The 25,667-nt window shown below is 56.8% G+C and carries 20 protein-coding genes; 16 read left to right on the top strand and 4 right to left on the bottom strand.

Going from position 1 to position 25,667, the window contains the following annotated elements; genetic code table 11:
• Positions 1 to 54: 54 nt before the first annotated feature.
• The 4 genes from HDC32_RS12130 to HDC32_RS12115 form a co-directional block, all read right to left on the bottom strand.
• Positions 55 to 795: a YciK family oxidoreductase gene (locus HDC32_RS12130; RefSeq protein ID WP_131698991.1), complete on the bottom strand. Its 741-nt coding sequence runs from the start codon at positions 793 to 795 to the stop codon at positions 55 to 57.
• Positions 796 to 920: 125 nt separating this feature from the next.
• Positions 921 to 1,592 (bottom strand): N-acetylmuramic acid 6-phosphate phosphatase MupP, encoded by a 672-nt coding sequence (gene mupP, locus HDC32_RS12125; RefSeq protein ID WP_131698992.1) that lies wholly within the window; start codon positions 1,590 to 1,592, stop codon positions 921 to 923.
• A gap of 4 nt (positions 1,593 to 1,596) precedes the next feature.
• Positions 1,597 to 2,295, bottom strand: coding sequence for a bifunctional 2-polyprenyl-6-hydroxyphenol methylase/3-demethylubiquinol 3-O-methyltransferase UbiG (gene ubiG, locus HDC32_RS12120; protein WP_184744209.1), 699 nt, complete (start codon positions 2,293 to 2,295; stop codon positions 1,597 to 1,599).
• Between the two features lie 64 nt (positions 2,296 to 2,359).
• The gene (locus HDC32_RS12115) at positions 2,360 to 3,691 is read right to left on the bottom strand and encodes a TRZ/ATZ family hydrolase (RefSeq protein WP_184744207.1); all 1,332 of its coding nucleotides are present in this window, start codon (positions 3,689 to 3,691) and stop codon (positions 2,360 to 2,362) included.
• 109 nt (positions 3,692 to 3,800) lie between these two features.
• On the opposite strand from HDC32_RS12115, the gene mtnA reads away from it, so the two are divergent.
• The 16 genes from mtnA (at position 3,801) to HDC32_RS12035 (ending at position 25,666) form a co-directional block, all read left to right on the top strand.
• Positions 3,801 to 4,871, top strand: coding sequence for an S-methyl-5-thioribose-1-phosphate isomerase (gene mtnA / locus HDC32_RS12110; RefSeq protein ID WP_184744205.1), 1,071 nt, complete (start codon positions 3,801 to 3,803; stop codon positions 4,869 to 4,871).
• A gap of 423 nt (positions 4,872 to 5,294) precedes the next feature.
• The gene (gyrA, locus tag HDC32_RS12105; RefSeq protein ID WP_090407433.1) at positions 5,295 to 7,949 is read left to right on the top strand and encodes a DNA gyrase subunit A; all 2,655 of its coding nucleotides are present in this window, start codon (positions 5,295 to 5,297) and stop codon (positions 7,947 to 7,949) included.
• Between the two features lie 212 nt (positions 7,950 to 8,161).
• Positions 8,162 to 9,247: a 3-phosphoserine/phosphohydroxythreonine transaminase gene (gene serC, locus HDC32_RS12100; protein ID WP_053132455.1), complete on the top strand. Its 1,086-nt coding sequence runs from the start codon at positions 8,162 to 8,164 to the stop codon at positions 9,245 to 9,247.
• On the top strand, positions 9,247 to 10,341 hold the full coding sequence (gene pheA, locus HDC32_RS12095; RefSeq protein ID WP_003172650.1) for a prephenate dehydratase: 1,095 nt from the start codon (positions 9,247 to 9,249) through the stop codon (positions 10,339 to 10,341). The genes serC and pheA overlap by 1 nt, the downstream gene beginning before the upstream one ends.
• Positions 10,342 to 10,350: 9 nt before the next feature.
• Positions 10,351 to 11,463, top strand: a complete 1,113-nt coding sequence (gene hisC / locus HDC32_RS12090) for a histidinol-phosphate transaminase (RefSeq protein WP_065947422.1) — start codon at positions 10,351 to 10,353, stop codon at positions 11,461 to 11,463.
• 28 nt (positions 11,464 to 11,491) lie between these two features.
• A complete protein-coding gene (locus HDC32_RS12085) occupies positions 11,492 to 13,702 on the top strand; it encodes a bifunctional prephenate dehydrogenase/3-phosphoshikimate 1-carboxyvinyltransferase (protein WP_259242453.1) in 2,211 nt (736 codons plus the stop codon).
• Positions 13,699 to 14,388: a (d)CMP kinase gene (cmk, locus tag HDC32_RS12080; RefSeq protein ID WP_003172653.1), complete on the top strand. Its 690-nt coding sequence runs from the start codon at positions 13,699 to 13,701 to the stop codon at positions 14,386 to 14,388. Before HDC32_RS12085 ends, cmk begins: the two co-directional genes overlap by 4 nt.
• A 120-nt stretch (positions 14,389 to 14,508) precedes the next feature.
• A complete protein-coding gene (rpsA, locus tag HDC32_RS12075; protein WP_027604177.1) occupies positions 14,509 to 16,194 on the top strand; it encodes a 30S ribosomal protein S1 in 1,686 nt (561 codons plus the stop codon).
• A 151-nt stretch (positions 16,195 to 16,345) separates the two neighbouring features.
• The gene (locus tag HDC32_RS12070) at positions 16,346 to 16,630 is read left to right on the top strand and encodes a hypothetical protein (RefSeq protein WP_131699040.1); all 285 of its coding nucleotides are present in this window, start codon (positions 16,346 to 16,348) and stop codon (positions 16,628 to 16,630) included.
• Positions 16,631 to 16,762: 132 nt separating this feature from the next.
• Complete coding sequence (gene ihfB / locus HDC32_RS12065; protein ID WP_003189779.1) at positions 16,763 to 17,059, top strand: integration host factor subunit beta; 297 nt, start codon at positions 16,763 to 16,765, stop codon at positions 17,057 to 17,059.
• A gap of 24 nt (positions 17,060 to 17,083) precedes the next feature.
• Complete coding sequence (locus HDC32_RS12060; RefSeq protein ID WP_145334798.1) at positions 17,084 to 17,326, top strand: lipopolysaccharide assembly protein LapA domain-containing protein; 243 nt, start codon at positions 17,084 to 17,086, stop codon at positions 17,324 to 17,326.
• Between the two features lie 415 nt (positions 17,327 to 17,741).
• Positions 17,742 to 19,100, top strand: coding sequence for a Wzz/FepE/Etk N-terminal domain-containing protein (locus HDC32_RS12055; RefSeq protein WP_145334796.1), 1,359 nt, complete (start codon positions 17,742 to 17,744; stop codon positions 19,098 to 19,100).
• A gap of 909 nt (positions 19,101 to 20,009) precedes the next feature.
• The gene (gene tviB, locus HDC32_RS12050; RefSeq protein ID WP_145334794.1) at positions 20,010 to 21,287 is read left to right on the top strand and encodes a Vi polysaccharide biosynthesis UDP-N-acetylglucosamine C-6 dehydrogenase TviB; all 1,278 of its coding nucleotides are present in this window, start codon (positions 20,010 to 20,012) and stop codon (positions 21,285 to 21,287) included.
• A gap of 44 nt (positions 21,288 to 21,331) precedes the next feature.
• Positions 21,332 to 22,357 (top strand): NAD-dependent epimerase/dehydratase family protein, encoded by a 1,026-nt coding sequence (locus HDC32_RS12045; protein ID WP_145334792.1) that lies wholly within the window; start codon positions 21,332 to 21,334, stop codon positions 22,355 to 22,357.
• Positions 22,358 to 22,643: 286 nt separating this feature from the next.
• On the top strand, positions 22,644 to 24,530 hold the full coding sequence (asnB, locus tag HDC32_RS12040) for an asparagine synthase (glutamine-hydrolyzing) (protein ID WP_184744201.1): 1,887 nt from the start codon (positions 22,644 to 22,646) through the stop codon (positions 24,528 to 24,530).
• Positions 24,527 to 25,666, top strand: coding sequence for a glycosyltransferase (locus tag HDC32_RS12035; RefSeq protein WP_184744199.1), 1,140 nt, complete (start codon positions 24,527 to 24,529; stop codon positions 25,664 to 25,666). Before asnB ends, HDC32_RS12035 begins: the two co-directional genes overlap by 4 nt.
• The last annotated feature ends 1 nt before the right edge of the window (position 25,667 follow it).

The following is a 25,667-nucleotide window of genomic DNA, read 5'->3' as shown; positions in this document are numbered from 1 at the left end:
CAAGTCGAATCGTCGCACCGCCCCTCCCACATTTAGTTCCGGTTGTGTCAGTTGTTACTGCGCGTCAAACGCCTGCCCATTGATGCCGGTACTGTCCGGCCCCATCAGGTACAGGTACACCGGCATGATCTCTTCCGGTGCCGGCCTTTCCATCGGGTTCTCCCCTGGATACGCCTGGGCCCGCATGCTGGTGCGCGTGCCGCCCGGGTTGATGCTGTTGGCCCTTACCGCAGCCACGTCTTCGAGCTCATCCGCCAGGGTTTGCATCAAGCCTTCAGTGGCAAATTTCGACACACCATAAGCCCCCCAATACGCCCGGCCCTTACGCCCGACGCTGCTGGAGGTGAACACCACCGACGCATCCTGGGACAGCTTGAGCAGCGGCAGCAACGTGCTGGTGAGCATGAACATCGCATTGACGTTGATGTGCATCACCCGCATGAAGTTCTCGCCGGACAACTGCTCGATCGGCGTACGTGGGCCAATGATCGATGCGTTGTGCAGCAGGCCATCGAGGTGGCCGAATTCTTTTTCGATCATCGCTGCCAGCTCATCGTATTGATGGGGCAGGGCGGTCTCCAGGTTGAAGGGGATCACCACTGGCTGCGCGTGGCCGGCCGCTTCGATCTCGTCATACACCTGGGCCAGGTTGGCTTCGGTCTTGCCCAGCAACAGTACGGTGGCGCCATGGGCAGCGTAGGTTTTCGCCGCCGCCGCACCAATCCCGCGACCGGCGCCGGTCACCAGGATGACCCGGCCTTTGAGCAGTTCTGGACGTGCAGAGTAATCAAACATAAAAAGCCTCGACAGAATTCAGCAGGTTACAAACACCAATCTGGAAAACGCTGAAGATCCTCTGTGGGAGGGGGCAAGCCCCTCCCACATTTGGATCTTCATCAATCAGTAAGGCCGGTGAGCCATCAGCAACTGCACAATGCGTTATCCAGCACCTTGCGCAGTTCCAGCGGGTGATCCACCACCACATCCGCGCCCCAGTGGCGTGGGTTGTCATCCGGGTGGATATAGCCATAAGTCACCGCCGCCGTGCGGGTGCCGGCGTCGCGGCCGGACTCGATGTCGCGCAGGTCATCGCCCACGAACAACACGCTGGCCGGGTCCAGGTCGAGCATCTTGCACGCCAGGATCATCGGCTCCGGGTCCGGCTTGCTGTTTTTCACGTGGTCCGGGCAGATCAGCAGGGCCGAACGCTCGGCGAGGCCCAACTGCTGCATGATCGGCTCGGCAAAGCGCAGTGGCTTGTTGGTGACGACGCCCCAGATCAGCTTGGCCTTCTCGATGTCTTCCAGAAGCTCGGCCATGCCGTCGAACAATTTGCTGTGGACGGCGCAACCTTTCAGGTAACGCTCGAGGAATTCCAGACGCAGTTCTTCAAAGCCAGGCGTTTCCGGGTCCATCGAGAAGGTCACGGCGACCATCGCCCGCGCACCGCCGGAGATTTCATCGCGGATGTGCTGGTCGTTGATCGGTGGCAGGCCACGGTCGGCACGCATGGCCTGGCAGATGGCGATAAAGTCCGGCGCGGTGTCCAGGAGGGTACCGTCCATGTCGAAGAGAACCGCTCGCAACTTCACAGGCTTATTCCTCGCGCAGGGTCTGGATCATGTAGTTGACGTCAACGTCGCTTGCCAGCTTGTAGTGCTTGGTCAGCGGGTTGTAGGTCAGGCCGATGATGTCCTTGACGGTCAGTCCGGCCTGGCGGCTCCACGCACCCAGTTCGGAAGGGCGAATGAATTTCTTGAAATCGTGGGTGCCGCGCGGCAGCAGCTTCATGATGTATTCGGCGCCGATGATCGCCAACAGGTAGGCCTTGGGGTTGCGGTTGATGGTGGAGAAGAACACCTGGCCGCCCGGCTTGACCATGCGGAAGCAGGCGCGGATCACTGAGGAGGGGTCTGGCACGTGCTCCAGCATTTCCAGACAGGTGACCACGTCGAACTGCTCTGGCATTTCTTCGGCCAGGGCTTCGGCGGTGATCTGGCGATATTCCACGCTCACACCGGATTCCAACTGGTGCAACTGGGCCACGGCCAGCGGCGCTTCGCCCATGTCGATTCCCATCACGGTCGCGCCGCGCTGGGCCATGGCTTCGCTGAGGATGCCGCCGCCGCAACCGACGTCCAGCACCTTCTTGCCGGCCAGGTTGACGCGTTCGTCAATCCAGTTGACCCGCAGCGGGTTGATGTCGTGCAGGGGCTTGAACTCGCTTTCGCGGTCCCACCAGCGGTGGGCCAGGGCTTCAAACTTGGCGATTTCGGCGTGGTCGACGTTGCTCATGGTGAATCCTCTAAATCTGATAAATCGGTTTGTCGGTCCTGAACACGCAGGTTCAGAGCCGGCGTTATTCGGTGTGCCCGCTGATGCGTTTTCCCCAGGCAATGGCCGTGGCGGTCAACTGTTGTTCATCCATGCGGGTGAGTTGCCGGTCGTCGAGCAACTGCTTGCCGGCGACCCAAAGGTGTTTCACGCAATCGCGTCCGGTGGCATATATAAGCTGTGAGACCGGATCGTAGATCGGTTGTTGCGCCAGCCCCGTCAGATCGAACGCGACCATATCCGCCGCCTTGCCCACTTCCAGGGAGCCGATTTCGCTTTCCAGGCCCATGGCACGTGCACCGTTGAGCGTAGCCATGCGCAGCGCACGGTGGGCATCCAGGGCAGTGGCCGAACCCGCGACGGCCTTGGCCAGCATCGCGGCGGTACGGGTTTCACCCAGCAGGTCCAGGTCGTTGTTGCTGGCGGCGCCGTCGGTGCCGATGGCCACATTGACCCCTGCCTGCCACAGACGCTCTACCGGGCAAAAGCCGCTGGCCAGTTTCAGGTTCGATTCCGGGCAATGGATGACGCTGGTGTTGCTTTCTACCAGCAAAGCCAGGTCGTCCTCGCTGATTTGGGTCATATGAACGGCCTGGAAGCGCGGGCCCAGCAGGCCGAGGCGTCCCAGGCGCGCCAATGGTCGTTCACCGGTCTGTTCGACGGCCTGTTGTACCTCGAAAGCGGTTTCATGCACATGCATATGGATCGCGGCGTCCAGCTCTTCGGCGATTACCCGGATCTTTTCCAGGTTGGCATCGCACACGGTGTAGGGCGCATGGGGACCGAAGGTGATCTTGATGCGCGGGTGGTGCTTGAGGTCGCCAAACAGCTCGATGCCCTGGCGGATCGCCTCATCGGCGGTGCTGGCGCCGGGAATCGGGAAATCGAGGATCGGAATCGCAATTTGCGCACGCATGCCGCTGTTGTGCACGCAATCGCTGGCGACCTTGGGGTAGAAGTACATGTCCGAGAAGCAGGTAATGCCGCCCTTGAGCTGCTCGGCAATGGCCAGGTCGGTGCCGTCACGCACGAAGGCCTCGTCGACCCACTTGGCTTCGGCGGGCCAGATGTGTTTTTCCAGCCAGGTCATCAAGGGCAGGTCATCGGCCATGCCGCGAAACAGGCTCATCGCCGCATGCCCGTGGGCGTTGATCAGGCCGGGACTGAGCAGCATGCCCGGCAGTTCGCGCACTTGCGTGGCCGAAAGCTTCAACGCCGCAGCCCGTGGACCGATAAAGGCGATACGCCCATCGCGGATGCCCACGCCATGTTCCTTGAGCACTACGCCGGCGGGTTCGACAGGTACCAGCCAGGTTGGCAGTAGCAATAAGTCGAGCGGGGCGGCAGTGGAGGTCATCGCAGGCTTCTTCCCGGGCAGCTATAAAAGAAGCGCGAAGTATACCCGAGCGTCCTGGCTGGCGGATCGCTATAATCGGCGGCTTTTGTTGATGAGTACGGGGTGACGGATGCGCGATCGACTGTTGGCAGCGGAGAAAGTGAAGGCCATCGATTGGCGTGATGGCACGCTGCACCTGCTCGATCAACGCGCCTTGCCGTCCCAGGAACGCTGGGTGGCCTGCTCCACGGTCGATGAAGTGGCTGCGGCCATTCGCGCCATGGTGGTGCGTGGTGCACCGGCGATCGGCATCAGCGCGGCCTATGGCCTGGTGCTTGCCGCTCGTGAGCGCATCGCCGAGGGCGGTGACTGGCAGGCCGCCTGGGAAGAGGACTACGCGCTACTGGCCGATACTCGTCCGACCGCCTCGAACCTGTTCTGGGCGCTCAAGCGCATGCGCGATCGCCTGGACCGCGTCAAGAAGCACGCCGATCCGCTGGCGGTGCTGGAAGCCGAAGCTATTGCTATCCATGAAAGCGACCGGGAAGCCAACCTCGTCATGGCCCAGTTGGGCGTTGAGCGGATTCGCAAGCATCAGGGCAACGTTCAGGCGATTTTGACCCATGGCAACGCTGGCGCCTTGGCGACGGGCGGTGTCGGCACGGCCCTCGGGGTGATTCGTGCCGCCTTCCTGGAAGGCTTGGTCGAGCACGTCTACGTCAATGAAACCCGCCCATGGCTGCAAGGCTCGCGGCTGACCGCCTGGGAGCTGGCGGGCGAGGGGATCCCCGTCACAGTGAATGCCGACTCGGCCGGCGCGCATATCCTCAAGACCAAGGGCATCACCTGGGTGATCGTCGGCGCCGATTGCATTGCCGCCAATGGCGATGTGATCAGCAAGATCGGCACCTATCAATTGGCGGTGTGCGCCATGCATCACGGCGTGCGTTTCATGGTAGTGGCGCCGAGTTCGACCCTGGACCTGATGATGGCCACTGGTGACGATGTCTCCTTGGAGGAGCGCGATCCCGGCGAGTTGCTGGAAATGATGGGGCAGCGCTTGGAGGTTAATGCGTTTAATCCGGTATTTGATGTAACGCCGGCCGACTTGATTGATGTGATTGTGACTGAGAAGGGCGTGGTTGAGCGGCCGGATACGGCGAAATTGGCCAAGTTGATGTGCCGTAAGCGGCTGCATTGAGGGCGGTGGTGTCTGTGAAATGGCTATCGGGGGCAAGCCCCTCCCACACTTGAATTGTGAACACAGTCAAAATGTGGGAAGGGGCTTGCCCCCGATTGGCTCTGAAAGTCAATAAAACCCTCAGATCCGCCCTCAAAAAAAAGCACCACCCCATCTCTGAGCCCCTCTCGTCCCCCTCAAGCCTGTCATCCGTCAAATTACTAGTATCCATGCGCATCAGGGGGATAGGTGCGTGGCGGCGATTGTGATAACATCCGGCGGTTTCCAGGGCCACCCCCAGGGGTTGCCCATAACGTGCAGATCCGTGTCATAACTCGTTGATTTGTCGTAAGTCGTTGTCAGGCAGTGTGCCGGCAACGGCGAGCTTCGTTCGTCCCATATGGATGCGACGAGGTTTCACCCGAAAAAGGAATCAGGCTTCTCATGGGCGAACTGGCCAAAGAAATCCTCCCGGTCAATATCGAAGACGAGCTGAAACAGTCCTACCTTGACTACGCGATGAGCGTAATTGTCGGTCGGGCACTGCCTGATGCGCGCGATGGCTTGAAGCCCGTGCACCGGCGTGTGCTGTTCGCAATGAGCGAGCTGGGTAACGACTGGAACAAGCCGTACAAGAAATCTGCCCGTGTTGTCGGTGACGTGATCGGTAAGTATCACCCTCATGGCGACACTGCGGTGTACGACACCATCGTTCGGATGGCCCAGCCGTTTTCCCTGCGCTACCTGCTGGTAGACGGCCAGGGCAACTTCGGTTCGGTCGACGGCGACAACGCCGCCGCCATGCGATACACCGAAGTGCGCATGACCAAGCTGGCGCACGAGCTGCTGGCTGACCTGCACAAAGAAACCGTGGACTGGGTGCCGAACTACGACGGCACTGAAATGATCCCGGCCGTCATGCCTACCCGGATCCCCAACCTGCTGGTCAACGGTTCCAGCGGTATCGCCGTGGGCATGGCCACCAACATCCCGCCGCACAACCTCGGTGAAGTCATCGACGGTTGCCTGGCCCTTATCGACAACCCTGAGCTGACCGTCGATGAGCTGATGCAATACATCCCGGGCCCGGACTTCCCGACCGCTGCGATCATCAACGGTCGCGCCGGCATCATCGAAGCCTACCGCACCGGTCGCGGCCGTATTTACATGCGCGCCCGCTCGATGATCGAAGACATCGACAAGGTCGGCGGCCGTCAGCAGATCGTCATCACCGAACTCCCGTACCAGCTGAACAAGGCGCGTCTGATCGAGAAGATCGCCGAGCTGGTTAAAGAGAAGAAACTCGAAGGCATCACCGAGCTGCGCGACGAATCCGACAAAGACGGTATGCGCGTGGTGATCGAGCTGCGTCGTGGCGAAGTGCCTGAGGTGATCCTCAACAACCTCTACGCCCAGACCCAGCTGCAAAGCGTGTTTGGTATCAACGTCGTGGCATTGATCGACGGCCGCCCACGCATCCTGAACCTTAAGGATCTGCTGGAAGCCTTCGTACGTCACCGTCGCGAAGTCGTCACCCGTCGTACCGTGTTCGAACTGCGTAAGGCCCGCGAGCGTGGCCATATCCTGGAAGGCCAGGCTGTAGCACTGTCGAACATCGACCCGGTCATCGCCCTGATCAAGGCTTCGCCGACGCCGTCGGAAGCCAAGGAAGCGCTGATCAAGATGCCATGGGAATCCAGCGCCGTCGTGGCGATGGTTGAACGTGCCGGTGCCGACTCGTGCCGCCCGGAGACACTGGACCCGCAATACGGTCTGCGTGACGGCAAGTACTTCCTGTCGCCGGAACAGGCCCAGGCCATCCTGGAACTGCGCCTGCACCGCCTGACCGGCCTGGAGCACGAGAAGCTGCTGGCCGAGTACCAGGAGATCCTCAACCAGATCGGCGAGCTGATCCGCATCCTCAACAGCGCCGTGCGCCTGATGGAAGTGATCCGCGAAGAGCTGGAAGTGATCCGCGCCGAATACGGCGACGTGCGCCGTACCGAAATCCTCGATGCTCGCCTCGACCTGACCCTGGGTGACATGATCCCGGAAGAAGAGCGCGTGGTGACCATCTCCCACGGTGGCTATGCCAAGACCCAGCCATTGGCTGCCTACCAGGCCCAGCGTCGTGGTGGTAAAGGTAAATCGGCTACCGGCGTGAAGGATGAGGACTACATCGCTCACCTGCTGGTCGCCAACAGCCACACCACGCTGTTGCTGTTCTCCAGCAAGGGCAAGGTGTACTGGCTCAAGACCTACGAAATCCCGGAAGCTTCCCGCGCTGCCCGTGGTCGTCCGTTGGTCAACCTGCTGCCGCTGGACAGTGATGAATACATCACCACCATGCTGCCGGTCGAGGAATACACCGAAGGTCACTTCATCTTCATGGCTACCGCCAAAGGCACCGTGAAGAAGACCCCGCTGGAGTCCTTCAGCCGCCAGCGCAGCGTGGGCCTGATCGCCCTGGAGCTGGACGAAGGCGACGTACTGATCAGCGCAGCCATCACCGATGGCGAGCGTGAAGTCATGCTGTTCTCCGACGGCGGCAAGGTCACTCGCTTCAAGGAATCCGACGTTCGCGCCATGGGCCGTACCGCCCGCGGTGTACGCGGCATGCGCCTGCCGGAAGGGCAGAAACTGATTTCGATGCTGATCCCGGAAGAAGGCAGCCAGATCCTCACCGCTTCCGAGCGTGGTTATGGCAAACGCACCGCGATCAGCGAGTTCCCGGAGTACAAGCGTGGCGGCCAGGGCGTTATCGCTATGGTCAGCAACGACCGCAACGGCCGTCTGGTCGGCGCGGTGCAGGTGCTCGACGGCGAGGAAATCATGCTGATTTCCGACCAGGGCACCCTGGTGCGTACCCGTGTGGCTGAAGTGTCGAGCCTGGGCCGTAACACCCAGGGCGTCACCTTGATCAAGCTGGCCAAGGACGAAAAACTGGTTGGCCTGGAGCGTGTCCAGGAGCCGTCGGAAGTGGAAGGCGAAGAGCTGGAAGGTGAGGAGTTTGAAGGCGAGGTGATCGCAACAGGCGATGACAACGTCGACGAGCCAACCCTCGATGCTGCCGCAGACGAAGAAGAACCGCAGGAATAAGCGGACACACAGGGGGCGGATGAAGATTCGCCCCCTTGTTGTTTGTCCCCTTTGAAAGAACAACGCCGCCCCCTGTAGGAGCGAGCTTGCTCGCGAAAATCGTCAACGATAACGCGAGCTGCCTGATGCGCCCTTGCGCTCTCGGGTTTTTCGCGAGCAAGCTCGCTCCTGCAGTGTTTGATTTCAGTCCCACCAGATCAGAGAGATTGGATGTGAGCAAGAGAGCCTATAACTTCTGTGCCGGTCCCGCGGCGCTTCCTGAAGCAGTCCTGCAGCGTGCGCAGGGTGAACTCCTCGACTGGCATGGAAAAGGCCTCTCCGTGATGGAAATGAGCCATCGCAGCGATGAGTTCGTGTCCATTGCCACCAAGGCTGAGCAGGACCTGCGCGACTTGCTCGACATCCCATCCAATTACAAAGTGCTGTTCCTGCAAGGCGGCGCGAGCCAACAGTTCGCCCAGATCCCGCTGAACCTGCTGCCGGAAGACGGCACTGCCGACTACATCGACACCGGTATCTGGGGGCAGAAGGCTATTGAAGAGGCCTCGCGCTACGGTCACGTCAACGTGGCCGGCACCGCCAAGCCCTACGATTACTTCGCCATTCCCGGTCAGAACGAATGGAAGTTGTCCAAGGATGCGGCCTACGTGCACTACGTGGCGAACGAAACCATTGGCGGCCTGGAGTTCGACTGGGTGCCGGAAGTCGGCGACGTTCCGCTGGTGTGCGACATGTCCTCGGACATCCTCTCGCGGCCTATCGACGTGTCGCGCTACGGCATGATCTACGCCGGCGCGCAGAAGAACATCGGCCCGAGCGGCATCCTGGTCAACATCGTCCGTGAAGACCTGCTGGGTCGCGCCCGTTCATTGTGCCCGACCATGCTCAACTTCAAGGTCGCAGCCGACAACGGCTCGATGTACAACACCCCGCCGGCCTTCGCCTGGTACCTGTCGGGCCTGGTGTTCGAGTGGTTGAAGGAGCAAGGCGGTGTCGCCGCCATGGGCAAGCTCAACGAAGAGAAGAAGCGCACCCTGTACGACTTCATCGACGCCAGCGGTCTGTACAGCAACCCGATCAACCTGACCGATCGCTCGTGGATGAACGTGCCGTTCCGCCTGGCTGACGACCGCCTGGACAAGCCATTCCTGGCCGGTGCCGACGCGCGTGGCCTGCTGAACCTCAAGGGTCACCGCTCGGTAGGTGGCATGCGCGCCTCCATCTACAACGCTGTCGACATCCACGCGATCAACGCGCTGGTTGCCTACATGGCAGAGTTCGAAAAGGAACACGGCTAATGTCTGAACAAGAACTCAAGGCCCTGCGTGTACGCATTGACAGCCTGGACGAGAAAGTCCTGGAGCTGATCAGTGAGCGTGCGCGCTGCGCCCAGGAAGTGGCACGGGTGAAGATGGCGTCCCTGGCAGAAGGCGAAGTGCCGGTGTTCTACCGGCCGGAGCGTGAAGCCCAGGTGCTCAAGCGCGTGATGGAGCGCAACAAGGGGCCGTTGGGCAACGAAGAGATGGCGCGGTTGTTCCGTGAAATCATGTCGTCGTGCCTGGCGCTGGAGCAGCCACTGAAAGTGGCTTACCTCGGCCCGGAAGGCACCTTCACCCAAGCGGCGGCCATGAAGCACTTCGGCCACGCGGTGATCAGCAAACCAATGGCGGCCATCGACGAGGTGTTCCGTGAAGTGGCGGCCGGCGCGGTGAACTTTGGCGTGGTGCCGGTGGAAAACTCCACCGAAGGCGCGGTCAACCACACGCTGGACAGCTTCCTTGAGCACGATATGGTGATCTGCGGCGAAGTCGAGCTGCGCATCCACCATCACCTGCTGGTGGGTGAGAACACCAAGACCGACAGCATCAGCCGCATCTATTCCCATGCCCAGTCCCTGGCCCAGTGCCGCAAGTGGCTGGACGCCCATTACCCGAATGTCGAGCGCGTGGCGGTGTCCAGCAACGCCGAAGCGGCCAAGCGGGTCAAGGGTGAGTGGAATTCGGCGGCGATCGCCGGTGATATGGCGGCTGGCCTGTATGGCCTGACGCGCCTGGCCGAGAAAATCGAGGATCGCCCGGACAACTCCACGCGCTTCCTGATGATCGGCAGCCAGGAAGTGCCGCCGACCGGCGACGACAAGACTTCGATCATCGTCTCCATGAGCAACAAGCCCGGCGCGCTGCATGAGCTGCTGGTGCCGTTCCACGACAACGGGATTGACCTGACGCGCATCGAGACGCGTCCTTCGCGCAGCGGTAAGTGGACCTACGTGTTCTTTATCGACTTCATCGGCCACCACCGCGATCCGCTGGTCAAGGGTGTGCTGGAGAAGATCAGTCAGGAAGCCGTGGCGCTCAAGGTGCTGGGCTCTTACCCGAAAGCGGTTTTGTGAGGCTTTAACATGAGTGGCAACTTCCTCGCCCTGGCTCAGCCGGGCGTGCAACAACTGTCGCCTTACGTTCCGGGCAAGCCTGTGGACGAGCTGGCGCGTGAGTTGAACCTGGATCCTTCCAAAATCGTCAAGCTGGCGAGTAACGAGAATCCACTGGGCCCAAGTCCCAAGGTATTGGCGGCGATTCGTGAAGAGTTGGCCGAGCTGACCCGTTACCCGGACGGCAATGGCTTCGCCCTCAAATCCCTGCTGGCAGAAACATGCCGGGTCGAGCTGAACCAGGTCACCCTGGGCAACGGTTCCAATGACATCCTCGAGCTGGTCGGGCGTGCCTACCTGGCGCCGGGCCTGAACGCCGTGTTCAGCGAGCACGCATTTGCGGTTTACCCGATCGTCACCCAGGCTGTCGGTGCCGACGCCCGTGTGATTCCCGCCAAGGACTGGGGCCACGACCTGCCGGCCATGCTGGCTGCCATCGATGCCCAGACCCGCGTCGTGTTTATCGCCAACCCGAACAACCCGACCGGCACCTGGTTCGATGCGCAAGCGCTCAACGACTTCCTGCAAGACGTGCCTGAGCATGTGCTGGTGGTGCTGGACGAGGCCTATATCGAGTACGCCGAAGGCAGCGACCTGCCGGACGGCCTGGATTTCCTGGCGGCCTACCCGAACCTGCTGGTGTCGCGCACTTTCTCCAAGGCCTATGGCCTGGCGTCGCTGCGGGTGGGCTATGGCCTGTCGACTGCGGTGGTTGCCGATGTACTGAACCGCGTGCGCCAGCCGTTCAACGTCAACAGTCTCGCCTTGGCGGCGGCCTGTGCGGCGGTGAAGGATGCCGAATACCTTGAAGAAGGTCGTCGCATCAACGCAAGCGGCATGCTGCAGTTGCAGGATGGGTTCCGTGAGCTGGGTCTGGGCTGGATTCCCTCCAAGGGCAACTTCATTTGTGTCGACCTTGGCCAAGTGGCAGCCCCGGTATTCCAGGGGCTGCTGCGCGAAGGTGTGATCGTGCGCCCGGTGGCCAACTACGGCATGCCGAACCACCTGCGGATCACCATCGGCTTGCCGGCTGAAAACAGCCGCTTCCTGGAGGCGTTGGCCAAGGTCCTGGCTCGTGGTTGATGTCACTGCATTGCAACCTGCTGTGCCTATGATCGGTCGCCTGGTGGTGGTAGGGCTGGGCTTGATCGGTGGCTCCTTCGCCAAAGGCCTGCGCGAAAGCGGGCTGTGCGGCGAAGTAGTCGGTGTGGACCTGGACCCGCAGTCGCGCAAGCTGGCGGTTGAGTTGGGCGTGGTGGATCGCTGTGAGGCGGACCTGGCGCTGGCGTGCCAGGGGGCTGACGTCATTCAGCTCGCTGTGCCGATCCTGGCGATGGAGAAACTGCTGGCGGTATTGGCCGGCATGGACCTCGGCCAGGCGATCCTGACGGACGTCGGCAGTGCCAAGGGCAATGTGGTGCGTGCGGCGCAACAGGCCTTTGGCGGCATGCCGTCGCGTTTTGTGCCGGGCCATCCGATTGCTGGTTCCGAGCAGAGCGGGGTGGAAGCGTCCAATGCGCAGCTGTTCCGCCGCCATAAAGTGATCCTGACGCCGCTGGAACAAACCGATCCGGCCGCGCTGGCCGTGGTGGATCGTCTCTGGCGGGAGCTGGGGGCGGACGTGGAGCATATGCAGGTCGAGCGCCACGACGAAGTGCTGGCGGCGACCAGCCATTTGCCACATCTATTGGCATTCGGCCTGGTGGACTCCCTGGCCAAGCGCAACGAAAACCTCGAAATTTTCCGTTACGCCGCCGGTGGCTTCCGCGATTTCACGCGAATTGCCGGCAGTGATCCGGTGATGTGGCATGACATCTTTCTCGCCAATCGCGAAGCGGTGTTGCGCACCCTGGACACCTTCCGCAGTGACCTCGACGCCTTGCGCGACGCGGTCGATGCCGGGGATGGCCATCAATTATTGGGCGTGTTCACCCGTGCGCGGGTGGCGCGTGAGCATTTCAGCAAGATCCTGGCTCGCCGGGCCTATATGGAAACCGCTGTGAACGCCGATGACCTGACCTTCCTCGCCAACCCCGGTGGCCGCTTGAGCGGGCGTATCCGGGTGCCGGGTGACAAGTCGATCTCCCATCGCTCGATCATGCTCGGCTCGTTGGCCGAGGGCGTGACGGAGGTGGAAGGGTTCCTTGAGGGTGAAGACGCCCTGGCGACCCTGCAGGCGTTTCGCGACATGGGCGTGGTGATTGAGGGGCCGCATCATGGGCGCGTGACCATTCATGGTGTGGGCTTGCACGGCTTGAAGCCGGCGCCGGGCCCGATCTACCTGGGCAATTCCGGTACGTCCATGCGCCTGCTGTCCGGTTTGTTGGCGGCGCAACGTTTTGACAGCGTGTTGACCGGCGATGCTTCCCTGTCCAAGCGCCCGATGAACCGCGTGGCCAAGCCATTGCGGGACATGGGCGCGGTGATCGAGACCGGGCCGGAAGGGCATCCGCCGCTGACCATTCGTGGCGGCCAGGCGCTGAAAGGCCTGACTTATGCGTTGCCGATGGCCAGCGCCCAGGTCAAATCCTGCCTGTTGCTGGCTGGGCTGTATGCCGAAGGTAAAACCGCAGTGACCGAGCCTGCGCCGACCCGTGACCATACCGAGCGTATGCTGCGCGGTTTTGGTTACCCGGTTGCTGTGGAGGGTGCTACTGCGTCGGTGGAATCGGGTCATGTACTGACCGCGACCCATATCGAAGTGCCGGGGGACATCTCCTCTTCGGCATTCTTCCTGGTGGCGGCTTCGATTGCCGAAGGCTCCGAGTTGTTGCTGGAGCATGTCGGCATCAACCCGACCCGCACTGGGGTGATCGATATCCTGCGTCTGATGGGGGCAGATATCACCCTGGAAAACCCGCGCGAAGTGGGTGGCGAGCCTGTCGCTGACCTGCGCGTGCGTGCTGCTGCGTTGAAAGGGATCGAGATCCCTGAGGCGCTGGTGCCGTTGGCGATCGACGAGTTCCCGGTGCTGTTCGTCGCGGCGGCCTGCGCTGAAGGGCGAACCGTGTTGCGGGGGGCGCAAGAGTTGCGTGTGAAGGAGTCCGACCGTATTCAGGTCATGGCCGACGGTCTGTTGGCGTTGGGGGTGAAGTGTGAACCGACCCCCGATGGGATTATCATTGACGGTGGCCTGATGGGTGGTGGTGAAGTCCATGCCCATGGCGATCACCGGATTGCCATGGCCTTCAGTGTGGCTTCCCTGCGGGCGGCTGCGCCGATTCGTATCCATGACTGCGCCAATGTTGCTACGTCTTTTCCGAACTTTCTTACACTGTGTGCCCAAGTCGGCATCCGTGTTGCCCAAGAGGCTCAATTGTGAATATCAAAGCACCGGTGATTACCATCGACGGGCCAAGCGGCTCGGGCAAAGGCACGATCGCCGGCATCCTGGCCAAGCGCCTGGGCTGGTGCCTGTTGGATTCCGGCGCGTTGTACCGCCTGCTGGCGTTCGCCGCACGTAACCATGGCGTCGACCTGACCAACGAAGAATCCCTGAAGCTGCTGGCCGCGCACCTTGATGTGCAGTTCGTCGGCGCGACGGAAGGTCATCCCCAGCGCATCATCCTGGAAGGGGACGATGTGACCGATGATTTGCGTAACGAGCAGGTCGGCTCCTGGGCCTCCCAGGTTGCCGCGCTGCCGGCTGTGCGTGATGCGCTGTTGCAGCGTCAGCGGGCTTTCCAGGAGCCGCCGGGCCTGGTGGCCGATGGCCGTGACATGGGCACGGTCGTGTTTCCCGAGGCGCCGCTGAAGATTTTCCTGACCGCCAGCGCCGAGGAGCGGGCTCGCCGCCGCTACTTGCAGTTGAAGGGCAAAGTCGATGGTGTTAGTCTGTCGAGTCTGCTAGATGAGATCCGTGCACGCGATGAGCGTGATACCCAGCGCGCAGTAGCCCCGCTAAAGCCGGCGGCTGATGCCATACAGCTGGATTCCACGGAGTTGTCCATCGAGCAGGTGCTGGAACGCATCTTGAGTGAAATCGCCATTCGCGATATCGCCGGGTGATCAAGAAGGCCGCAGGGGACCAGTCATAGTCCTGCGGTGGCTTCTTTTAACTGAAACTGACCCACACCGTCTGGGGTGTGGAGATGGGCGTATTCTTCGCCCTTATCAACAGGAATTAAAATGAGCGAAAGCTTTGCGGAACTCTTTGAAGAAAGCCTAAAAACCCTGAACCTTCAGGCAGGCTCCATCATCACCGGTGTTATCGTTGATATCGATTACCAAGCTCGCTGGGTAACCGTTCACGCTGGTCTGAAGTCTGAAGCTCTGATCCCGCTGGAACAGTTCTACAACGATGCTGGTGATCTGACAATCAATGTCGGTGACGAAGTTCACGTTGCTCTGGACTCGGTTGAAGACGGTTTCGGTGAAACCAAGCTGTCCCGTGAAAAAGCCAAGCGCGCTGAATGCTGGATTGTTCTCGAAGCAGCCTTCGCAGCTGAAGAAGTGGTCAAGGGCGTTATCAACGGTAAGGTTAAAGGCGGCTTCACTGTCGACGTTAACGGCATCCGTGCGTTCCTGCCAGGTTCTTTGGTCGACGTTCGTCCTGTGCGCGACACCACGCACCTGGAAGGCAAAGAACTCGAATTCAAGGTCATCAAGCTCGACCAGAAGCGCAACAACGTTGTCGTTTCCCGTCGCAGCGTCCTGGAAGCAGAGAACTCCGCCGAGCGTGAAGCTCTGCTGGAATCCCTGCAGGAAGGCCAACAAGTCAAAGGTATCGTCAAGAACCTCACCGATTACGGCGCATTCGTCGATCTGGGTGGCGTCGATGGCCTGCTGCACATTACCGATATGGCTTGGAAGCGTATCAAGCATCCTTCCGAAATCGTCAATGTTGGCGACGAGATCGATGTCAAGGTTCTGAAGTACGATCGTGAGCGTAACCGCGTTTCCCTGGGCTTGAAGCAGCTGGGCGAAGATCCATGGGTTGCTATCAAAGCTCGTTACCCAGAAAGCACTCGCGTAACCGCGCGTGTTACCAACCTGACCGACTACGGCTGCTTCGCAGAGCTGGAAGAAGGCGTGGAAGGCCTGGTACACGTTTCCGAAATGGACTGGACCAACAAGAACATCCACCCTTCGAAAGTCGTACAAGTCGGCGACGAAGTGGAAGTTATGGTTCTGGACATCGACGAAGAGCGTCGTCGTATCTCCCTCGGCATCAAACAGTGCAAATCTAACCCATGGGAAGATTTCTCTGGCCAGTTCAACAAGGGCGATAAAATCTCCGGCACCATCAAGTCGATCACCGATTTCGGTATCTTCATTGGTCTGGACGGCGGCATCGACGGCCTGGTTCACCTGTCCGACATCTCCTGGAACGAAGTTGGCGAAGAAGCTGTTCGTCGTTTCAAGAAGGGCGACGAGCTGGACACCGTTATCCTGTCGGTTGACCCAGAGCGCGAGCGCATCTCCCTGGGTATCAAGCAACTGGAAAGCGATCCGTTCTCCGAGTACGTTCAAGAGAACGACAAAGGCGCAATCGTTAAAGGCACTGTGAAAGAAGTTGACGCCAAAGGCGCCATCATCGTTCTGGCCGACGATATCGAAGCGACTCTGAAAGCCTCCGAAATCAGCCGTGACCGCGTTGAAGACGCGCGCAACGTTCTGAAAGAAGGCCAGGAAGTAGAAGCCAAGATCATCAGCGTTGATCGCAAGAGCCGCGTGATCCAGCTCTCCATCAAGTCGAAAGACGAAGTGGAAGAGAAAGAAGCCATCCAGAGCCTGAAATCGGCTCCGGAAGCTGCAACAGGCGAGACCACCATGGCCTCCCTGCTGCGCGAAGCAATGGCTAAACAGAACTAAGTTCTGTAAGGCTGTAAAAAAGGGCGACTTCGGTCGCCCTTTTTTGTGTCTGAAATTCGGTGAATCAACAGGCAAGAACCAAGGCATACAGCTTGGTGTCAGAGCTGTATACGTTATTGATAAAGGCCCTCCCGTGTTGTTAAGGATTTCAATAAACAGGCTTATCGTGCTGCTCGCAGTCGTAACGCTTGCAGGCTGTGCCGCCACCAGCGCCAAAACGCACGCGAGGCGCGGTGTCAGCGGCATTGAGGTCGATTGCTCGGGGCTGGGCAATAACTGGGAGAAGTGCGAGAAACGCGCCGCCCGCGAATGCAAGATGCAGGGCTATAAGGTCATCACCAGGTCCAGCGACGCCAAGGACGAAGAGGGCGACTATCTGTTCGGCTGGAACCCTGCCGGCGCAGTCACCCGCACCATGCTGGTGATCTGCAATTGAGGGCAATGCATGTGCTCTGTGGGTGTTTATTTAACCCGCAGATAAGTTTATGTATGGGCTGTTCAAATTCATCAAGTCATGCTAAAACCTTCGAAGCGCTTTTCCTAGCTGCTTGAAAAAGAAGGGAAAAATATGACGAAGTCGGAGTTGATCGAACGAATTGTCACCCATCAAGGGTTGCTCTCATCCAAGGATGTGGAGCTGGCCATCAAGACCATGCTCGAGCAAATGTCCCAGTGCCTGGCCACCGGTGATCGGATTGAGATCCGTGGGTTTGGGAGTTTTTCGTTGCACTACCGTGCGCCACGCGTCGGCCGTAACCCAAAGACAGGCCAGTCCGTCAGCCTTGACGGAAAATTTGTTCCTCACTTCAAGCCGGGCAAGGAATTGCGCGATCGGGTGAACGAAGAGGAAGAAGAGGGCGTCTGAGTGTTTTTGGGGTAGGAGAAGTTTATGCATGGGGTTAAGCGCGTTGTTTTGGTGCTGGCTGTGCTGGCTGTCGCATTTGTGATTTTGGCATTTGTGCTGGGAAACCAGCAGGAAATATCGTTGTCGTTTTTGGGCTTTGCTACCGCCGAAATGCCAGTCTCCGTGTTCGTGGTATTGGCGCTTATTGTAGGAACTTTTATAGGGCCGCTGTTGGCCTTGCTGGGTCGTAAGCGGCGCCACAAGTCAGTTCCTACCGGACGTGTCTGAAGGCAGACACCTGTCCGTTAAACAGCTGCGATTGACCGTCTGTCGGTTAGTCTTCTCGATCGCGCGTCCCCATCTGGCGCTTCAGTTCGGCTGTGCCGGGTCCGCGGTCAATCACGAACTCTCCGTCTTTATTCAGTCTTTATCGCGTATTTAAGCGCTCTTAGGTGCCCGCCGTCTTTGGGGGGGGGCGGTAGGAGTGGGTGGCTTGCTGTCTGGGAGCTGCCCTATAGACATGTCAAGACTTGAAATATGTCTGAGAGATGGCAGAATGAAATCTGTTCTCGATAACGGGCATTTTGTGCGCTCAAAATTTGGCAGCGACGCTGGGTTTTGGCGATCATCTAATTAGAATAAAAACACACAATGTTGTCTGCATAACGAGCCCGCAGTTTCTCTTTGAAGGCAGGTTTTTGTTGTGAGTAGTAGCTTTCGTGTTCCACCGACTCGGTCTTCGGATGAAGTAGATCTCGTCGTATTTCTTAAATCTCTCTGGGATCAAAAAAAACTACTGCTTCTGATGATTTTGGCAGGTGGACTCATTGGCGCCTCCTATGCCTTTTTGGCGACGCCACAGTACGAGGTTAGCGCAGTGTTGCGCCCTGCAGCTATTAATGATTTGGATGCACTTAATCGATCCGGGATTTACCAGCTGTCACCCGCTGACGCTCTCCTTAAAGTTGGCGCTTCGCTGGAGTCTTACGATACTCGCTTAGCTTTTTTCAGAGCCAATCAAAATCTGTTCGAAAAATTTGTACGGCCGGGACAGACCCTTGAGCAGAGCTTTGAGGCGTTTAACCGCAACTCGATTCGTTTGACTGTACCTGGCGCAGACAAAAAAGGTTCGTTGAGTGCCTACGTCAAACTTCAGATGACCTATTCAAAGGATATTGACGGTGTTGCTATCGTCAACGGTATTGTTGACTACGCTATTGATGATGAGCGGAAGCAAATTGCGAATGACGTAAATGTTATTGTCAAAAATCGTCTCAATGAAATCAAAGGTAAGCTTAATTCTGCTCGTGCGAACTATTATGTAAATAAAGAAGCCAAAATTGCTACATTGCGCGAAATTGACTCGGTAAAGCGTGCGCAATTACAGGATGAATTGAAGGCTCTGCGAATTCAACTAAAGGCGTTGCGCAACGATCGTGTTAATCAGCTGAAGGAAGCGATCGGAATTGCAAAGTCGCTGGGGATACAAAAGCCGACTACACCCTCTGCGTTTGGTGAGTTGGTAAATGCCAGGAGCGGCAGTATGGTCCGCACCGAAATCAACAACCAACAAACTCCGCTATACTTTATGGGGGTAGATGCACTTAAGTCTGAGCTTAGTGCGTTGGAACTGCGTCAGTCAGATGACTTTACTGATCCGCGTGTCAGCCAGATTGCCAAGGAGCTTCAGTTACTCGCCTCCAATCGCGAAATTGAAATTTTGAACGCTCGGAAAAATGAGGATTTGTTTCTCGCGGATGTTCAGCCATTGCGCGCAGAGCTAGCTCGTTTGAGCAACTTGAACACTGATATGACGGGGCTGAAATTGGTAGCTGTCGACCAACAAGCTCTTGAGCCGTTAGCATCTGCTAGTCCAAATCGCCTACTCATAATAGTGCTTGGCTTATTTGCAGGGCTGGTACTGGGCATTTTCATTTTACTTAGTAGGTTTGTTTTTGTTGCTAATAGCTCCGATGCACGGCTGGTTGCTACAGATTCTTCTGTGCCTTTATTGCAGCCTCGGGCGCAGGGTGGTGCTGTGCTAATCGATAGTGCTCGGTAAGCGTCTGGCGAAGTCACCTGCATCAATGAATGCAGCGCTGGGCTGCGCAAGAGTCTTCTCCGTAAGCGAAGGTGTTGCTATCTATAAAGGCCAAGTCGTCGATGGATTTCGGAAGTCGACAGGTTTAGGGTATAGATAAACTTATCCGACTTTTGCATCGGGTCGCATTATGGCGAACGAGTTCCAGAAAAAATCGCGAGCACAGTATCCGGTATCACTTGGCAGCTTTGAATGCGTAGTTCATGGAGCGGTTGCATTGTTCCACGCAGTCGGCATAACTCGTTTCTTTCTCCGCGACTCGCTATGCTAGGGTGGGCCAGTCTGCAGCGAAGGAATCGAGTTTGAATTGTTGGCAGAACGCTTCGATGTTTGATCGCCTTGGTACGCACTCGACTGCTAATAGGCGCAACGCCGCAGTGGTTAGGTCATCACTTCCAGTCTGCTGTATTCGCCAAGGTAGCAAAAACCGAGCTGTAAATTGGCATGAGGGTACCACGCGTGCTGCTTCAGACGCTGATGGCAGATCTTGCTTTGGCTGGTTCACAAGTTGCGGTTTATCTGGTGCTGACGCTTATTTGCTGACGCATCTCGTAGTATGCTTACCGAGCGCTTCCATGCTGAGGGGGCTGGCCTGCCTGTTTTTTGTAGGTCGTTGACACTTGACCGGCTGAACGTGGCGAGCTTTCCGGCTTAGGGGGGGGAATGATATTGTTGGTGGCGACCAAAATGTTGCCGTTGATGCTCAGTTGACGAAGAAAGCGCGTGTGCAAGCAGCTGAAAATTTCTTGCGTAGGTGAGTTCAGCGTGTTGGGTATGCTGTCAGAGGATTTGACTCGCTAGAATATTGAAGTATTTAGCGCTGAAGCTGGTTCAGTGAAATTTTATTTTATCATTAGGCTTTTTTTAATTATGCAAAAACTGGAAGATATTAAGCTCGCCATCATAGGTCTTGGATATGTTGGCTTGCCCCTGGCGGTGGAGTTTGGCAAGCATCGGACAGTGGTTGGGTTTGACATCAACCAGCTGCGTATCCAAGCCTTGAGAGCCGGGCACGACTCCACTTTGGAAGTGAGCGATGAGGAGTTAAAGCAGGCCGGCAAGCTCAGCTTTAGTTTTAACCTGGACGAATTGTCCAGTTGCAATACGTTCGTCGTGACAGTGCCTACGCCGATTGATGAGTACAACCAGCCAGACCTTACTCCACTGATCAAAGCATCAGAAAGTATAGGTAAGGTGCTGAAGAAAGGCGACCTGGTTATTTATGAGTCGACGGTTTATCCCGGTGCAACTGAAGAAGACTGCGTGCCTGTCCTTGAGAAATTTTCCGGATTAAAATTCAACGTCGATTTTTTTGCCGGATATAGCCCTGAGCGTATTAATCCAGGAGACAAGGAACATCGTGTCACTACCATCAAGAAAGTGACGTCCGGATCCACGCCTGAGATCGCTGATCTGGTAGATGCTCTTTACAATCAGATCATTATTGCGGGCACGCACAAGGCAAGCAGTATTAAAGTTGCCGAAGCGGCGAAAGTTATTGAGAATACCCAGCGCGACTTAAACATCGCTCTGATCAATGAGCTGGCCATTATTTTTAATAAAATGGGTATTGATACGGAGTCAGTGCTCCAAGCTGCGGGCACGAAATGGAATTTCCTGCCATTTCGGCCGGGCTTGGTGGGCGGGCACTGCATCGGCGTCGACCCTTACTACCTGACTCACAAGGCTCAGTCGATCGGCTATCACCCCGAAATCATTCTCGCGGGTCGCCGTCTCAATGACGGAATGGGCGCATATGTGGTCTCCCAGTTGGTAAAAACAATGGTTAAGCGCCGTATTCATGTCGATGGCGCTCGTGTACTGATCATGGGTCTGGCGTTCAAGGAGAATTGCCCGGACCTGCGTAACACGCGAATCGTGGATATTGTCAATGAACTGAAAGAGTACAATATTGCAGTGGATATTTATGATCCATGGGTCAGTCCTGAAGAGGCCAATCATGAATATGGCATAATCCCTATTACTGATCCCGGTACTGATGTTTACGACGGTATTGTGCTCGCTGTTGCGCATAATGAATTCAAAGGTCTGGGCGCTGAAAAAATTCGGAAGTTTGGTAAGTCTGCGCATGTTCTTTACGATCTAAAATATCTGCTGAGTCGTGAAGAGTCTGATATTCGTTTGTGATTTGATTTATGCGTTCTATTTTTCAATAAACGAAGAGCCAATTTATGTCCCGCTATGAAACGCTCGTGGAAACACTCAAGACTTCACCTAAAACGTGGTTGATCACTGGAGTAGCCGGATTTATTGGCTCCAATCTATTGGAGACTCTGCTTGGTCTGAATCAAGTTGTCGTCGGCCTTGACAATTTTGCGACGGGTTATCAGCGCAACCTTGATGAGGTTAAGGGTACCGTCACTGCGCAGCAGTGGGCTCGTTTTAGCTTTATCGAAGGTGATATCAAGTTATTGGATGACTGTCAGCGCGCATGTGGAGGGGTTGATTACGTATTGCACCAAGCGGCGCTTGGATCGGTACCACGTTCTCTGAATGACCCAGTCGCTACGAATGCCACCAATATTGATGGTTTTCTCAATATACTAGTGGCGGCCAGGGACGCGCAAGTAAAAAGCTTTACTTACGCTGCCAGTAGTTCTACTTATGGAGATCACCCGGGTTTGCCGAAAGTGGAAGACGTTATTGGCAATCCACTCTCCCCGTACGCAGTTACCAAGTATGTCAACGAGCTCTACGCTGAAGTATTCGCTAGGTGTTATGGTTTTGAAAGCATCGGCCTGCGTTACTTCAATGTGTTTGGTAAGCGTCAGGATCCGGATGGTGCCTATGCTGCGGTGATCCCTAAATGGGCCGCTTCGATGATTAAAAACCAAGAGGTTTTTATTAATGGAGATGGTGAAACCAGCAGGGATTTCTGCTTTATCGAAAACACAGTTCAAGCCAATCTGCTGGCCGCTACCGTGACTGAGCCTGCCGCTCGAAATCAAGTTTACAACGTTGCTGTCAGCGGGCGTACCGACCTTAACATGCTATTTTCTGCCCTGCGCCAGTCGTTGTCGCAGCACGGGATCAGTTATGAAAAGTCGCCAGTGTATCGTGATTTTCGTGCTGGAGATGTTCGGCATTCTCAGGCAGATATCGGTAAGATAAAAGCGCTGTTGGGCTATGAGCCGAAATTTGATATTCAGCAGGGTATTGCGAAAGCAATGGGCTGGTATTCGACATTTCTGAAGTAATGGGTGTTTGTATTGTTCTGTGAATGTCTCAAGCGCTCAAATTATGGGCGCTAGGTGCTTTCGTTGTGTTGCGCAGTTCTGGAGGCTGCTCGCCGAAAATGCCGGGTCGATGAGTGTTGTACGGCTATTTATTTCCAATGAAGCTTCTAAGGTTTTTTGTTTTGTTAAAGATAGGTCAACCTCTGCTTTAGTTGTTCACGGTATATGATGCTGGTCACATCCCGAGGCTGCTTGGGATATCTCGTAAGCTAGGATCGCGATTAAATACGTTCAGGGGAATTGAGGCATGTGTGGGTTTTCTGGTTTCTTCGCAGCAGCCCCTATGGGTGATGGCGCAAATGCCATCCTGGCAGCGATGGGCAACGCGATCTACAGCCGCGGCCCCGATGATGCTGGAACTTGGTCTGATGCATCACTTGGAATAGGCCTGTCGCACCGTCGGCTTGCAGTTGTTGATCGTTCAGCCGCCGGCCATCAGCCTATGCATTCTTCTAGTGGGCGCTACGCCATGGCGTTCAATGGCGAAATTTATAACCACCTCTCATTGCGCACCCTCCTGACCACCGAGCACGTCGAAACCTGGCGTGGTCACTCGGATACAGAGACCTTACTGGCCTGCTTCGAGCGATGGGGCGTGGAGAAGACCCTTCAGGCGACGGTAGGGATGTTTGCCATTGCGTTATGGGACACGCAGGAGCGCCAGTTGATACTGGCCCGTGATCGATTGGGAGAGAAACCGCTCTATTGGGGCTGGCATAACGATGTTCTGCTGTTCGGATCGGAACTCAAGGCGCTCAAGGTACACCCGGCCTTTTCCGCCAATATTGATCGCGACGCCTTGGCGCTGTACCTGCGGCACAATTATGTGCCGGCGCCTTACAGTATTTATCAGGGTATTGAAAAGCTCCCGCCTGGACATTACGTAGCAATCTCGCTTGGACAAAAGCGAGCATCCGTCGATTTGATTCCATTCTGGTCTTTCAATGCTGCCGTGGAAGCTGGTCTCGATAATCCACTGCAATCCGATAGCAAGACTGTCGTGGACACGCTCGAAACCCAGCTTGACCAGAGTATTGGTATGCAAATGCTCGCCGATGTTCCATTAGGCGCTTTCTTGAGCGGCGGCGTCGATAGCAGCTTAATTGTCGCACTCATGCAGAAGCAAAGTCCGCGCCCGGTGAAGACCTTCACGATTGGTTTCAGCGAAGATGGTTTTAACGAAGCGGAGCATGCGCTCGCAGTTTCTCGCCATCTGCATACCGAACACAGCGAGATTTATATCCAGGCGAAGGATGCGCTGAATATTATTCCTGACCTGCCGCGCATCTATTGCGAGCCGTTTGCCGACAGTTCGCAAATACCTACCTATCTGGTCAGCCAAATGGCGCGTGAGCATGTCACCGTTACGTTGAGCGGTGACGCTGGTGATGAGCTGTTTGGCGGGTATAACCCTTATCAGTTTGCGCCGCGCTTATGGCGCAAGGTCAGCAAGGTGCCAGGCGGGATGCGGCAAGTGGCAGCAAGTTCGTTGAAAAAGCTACAGCTTAAAGGGAGGGCTGAAAAGCTGATTGATATTCTTGGGTGTCGTAATCGCGAGGATTTCTATCGCCAGCTTGTCAGCCATTGGAAAACGCCCTCGAACGCGGTAATCAGTGGCAACGAAGGTCCGACATTGCTCGAAACGCCAGAAAAGTGGCCGGCTGGGACGCGATTCGAAGAGTGGATGATGGCAATGGATGCTCAGACCTACATGGTCGACGATATCCTTGTAAAAGTAGATCGAGCTGCCATGGCCAACAGTCTGGAGACGCGCGTCCCGCTGCTCGATCATCGCGTTGTCGAGTTGGCGTGGCGTATACCTCTGGATATGAAAATTCGTGGAGGGGTTGGTAAGTGGGCGTTGAAAGAGGTTCTATACCGCCATGTTCCACGCGAGTTGATAGAACGACCAAAAAAAGGTTTTTCCATTCCGATTGCGGCCTGGCTGCGCGGTCCTCTCAGAGAGTGGTCTGAAATACTGCTGAATGAAAAACGTCTACAGCAAGAGGGTTTTTTTCATCCAACGGTGATCCGAAAGGTGTGGGAGCAGCATCTGAGCGGTCGAGCCGACCATTCGAGCAAGCTGTGGGGTGTATTGATGTTTCAAGCTTGGCTGGAGGAACAGGGACCTTGAAAGTAGCCCATGTCATCGTTGGTCTGCATATTGGTGGCGCGGAGTTGATGCTGCTGCGCCTGTGTGAGTCATTCAAGGCGCGTGGTGAGGATGAGCATCGCGTGATCTCCCTGACCGATCTGGGTGAAGTGGGGGAGCGGCTTCGAGCCAGCGGTATCGCCGTCGAAACCCTGCATATGCGCGGAAAGTGGGACTTGCTGGGCGTTATTATCAAGTTGGTCAGCGATCTTCGTCGGCAAAAGCCCGATATCGTGCAGACTTGGATGTACCATTCCGATCTCGTTGGAGGCATAGCAGCGCGTTTGGTCGGGGTGAAGCGTGTCATATGGGGCATCAGGACGACGGATGTAAGCAGTGGCGGCAGCAAGGCCACGATTATCATTCGAAAGCTGTGTGCATGGCTTTCCGGATCCATCCCGGATGTGATTGTCTGCGCTGCGCAAGCATCGCGAAAAACCCATGTTGAAGTCGGTTATGCTCCTGAGCGCATGACGGTCATACCTAATGGCTTTGATCTTGCGCGATTGGTAGCCAAACCTTCGGAGCGTGATGCTATTCGTGAGGCTCATGGCATTGGGCGTGATGAGCTGGTGATCGGCAGTCTCGGTCGTTTTAACCCGGTCAAGGATCACGCCAATTTTATCAAAGCCGCAGGCATGGTCGCTGGCCGGTTTGCGAACGTCAGGTTTCTGATGGTAGGGCGCGATGTTGATAAGAATAATGCCGCGCTGATGGCTGACATTGCTTCCTCCGGGCATGCTGATCGGTTTGTTCTGCTTGGTGAGCGCAAGGACGTTGCTGCCTGTTTCAAAGCAATGGATGTTTTTTGCCTGCATTCATTAACCGAAGGCTTCCCAAACGTTCTAGGCGAAGCCATGAGCATGGCATTGCCTTGTGTCACCACGGATGTGGGCGATGCAGCATTCCTGTTGGGCGGATTGGGCTTGGTAGTGCCGGCACAGGATACCCTGCGGCTATCCGAAGCATTCGTCTCGGTACTTTCCGCAACAGCGTCTGAGCGCGCTGCATTGGGGCAGAGCGTTTATAAACGCATCGCAGAAAATTTCACAATGAAATGTACCGAATATCAATACAAAGCTCTATATCATCGCTTTCTTTCGAATCAGGATGCATAGT

The sequence above is a fragment of the Pseudomonas sp. JAI120 genome, from assembly GCF_014207255.1.
Taxonomy (GTDB): Bacteria; Pseudomonadota; Gammaproteobacteria; order Pseudomonadales; family Pseudomonadaceae; genus Aquipseudomonas.
The sequence above is the reverse complement of the archived record's forward strand: the minus strand, read 5'-3'. Positions and strand labels throughout refer to the sequence as shown.

Bases quoted from the DNA above. Each gene is read 5' to 3' on its own strand.
- HDC32_RS12130 (WP_131698991.1), bottom strand. From the start codon at position 795: ATGTTTGATTACTCTGCACGTCCAGAACTGCTCAAAGGCCGGGTCATC.
- ubiG (WP_184744209.1), bottom strand. From the start codon at position 2,295: ATGAGCAACGTCGACCACGCCGAAATCGCCAAGTTTGAAGCCCTGGCC.
- HDC32_RS12115 (WP_184744207.1), bottom strand. From the start codon at position 3,691: ATGACCTCCACTGCCGCCCCGCTCGACTTATTGCTACTGCCAACCTGG.
- mtnA (WP_184744205.1), top strand. From the start codon at position 3,801: ATGCGCGATCGACTGTTGGCAGCGGAGAAAGTGAAGGCCATCGATTGG.
- gyrA (WP_090407433.1), top strand. From the start codon at position 5,295: ATGGGCGAACTGGCCAAAGAAATCCTCCCGGTCAATATCGAAGACGAG.
- pheA (WP_003172650.1), top strand. From the start codon at position 9,247: ATGTCTGAACAAGAACTCAAGGCCCTGCGTGTACGCATTGACAGCCTG.
- hisC (WP_065947422.1), top strand. From the start codon at position 10,351: ATGAGTGGCAACTTCCTCGCCCTGGCTCAGCCGGGCGTGCAACAACTG.
- HDC32_RS12085 (WP_259242453.1), top strand. From the start codon at position 11,492: ATGATCGGTCGCCTGGTGGTGGTAGGGCTGGGCTTGATCGGTGGCTCC.
- rpsA (WP_027604177.1), top strand. From the start codon at position 14,509: ATGAGCGAAAGCTTTGCGGAACTCTTTGAAGAAAGCCTAAAAACCCTG.
- ihfB (WP_003189779.1), top strand. From the start codon at position 16,763: ATGACGAAGTCGGAGTTGATCGAACGAATTGTCACCCATCAAGGGTTG.
- HDC32_RS12060 (WP_145334798.1), top strand. From the start codon at position 17,084: ATGCATGGGGTTAAGCGCGTTGTTTTGGTGCTGGCTGTGCTGGCTGTC.
- tviB (WP_145334794.1), top strand. From the start codon at position 20,010: ATGCAAAAACTGGAAGATATTAAGCTCGCCATCATAGGTCTTGGATAT.
- HDC32_RS12045 (WP_145334792.1), top strand. From the start codon at position 21,332: ATGTCCCGCTATGAAACGCTCGTGGAAACACTCAAGACTTCACCTAAA.
- asnB (WP_184744201.1), top strand. From the start codon at position 22,644: ATGTGTGGGTTTTCTGGTTTCTTCGCAGCAGCCCCTATGGGTGATGGC.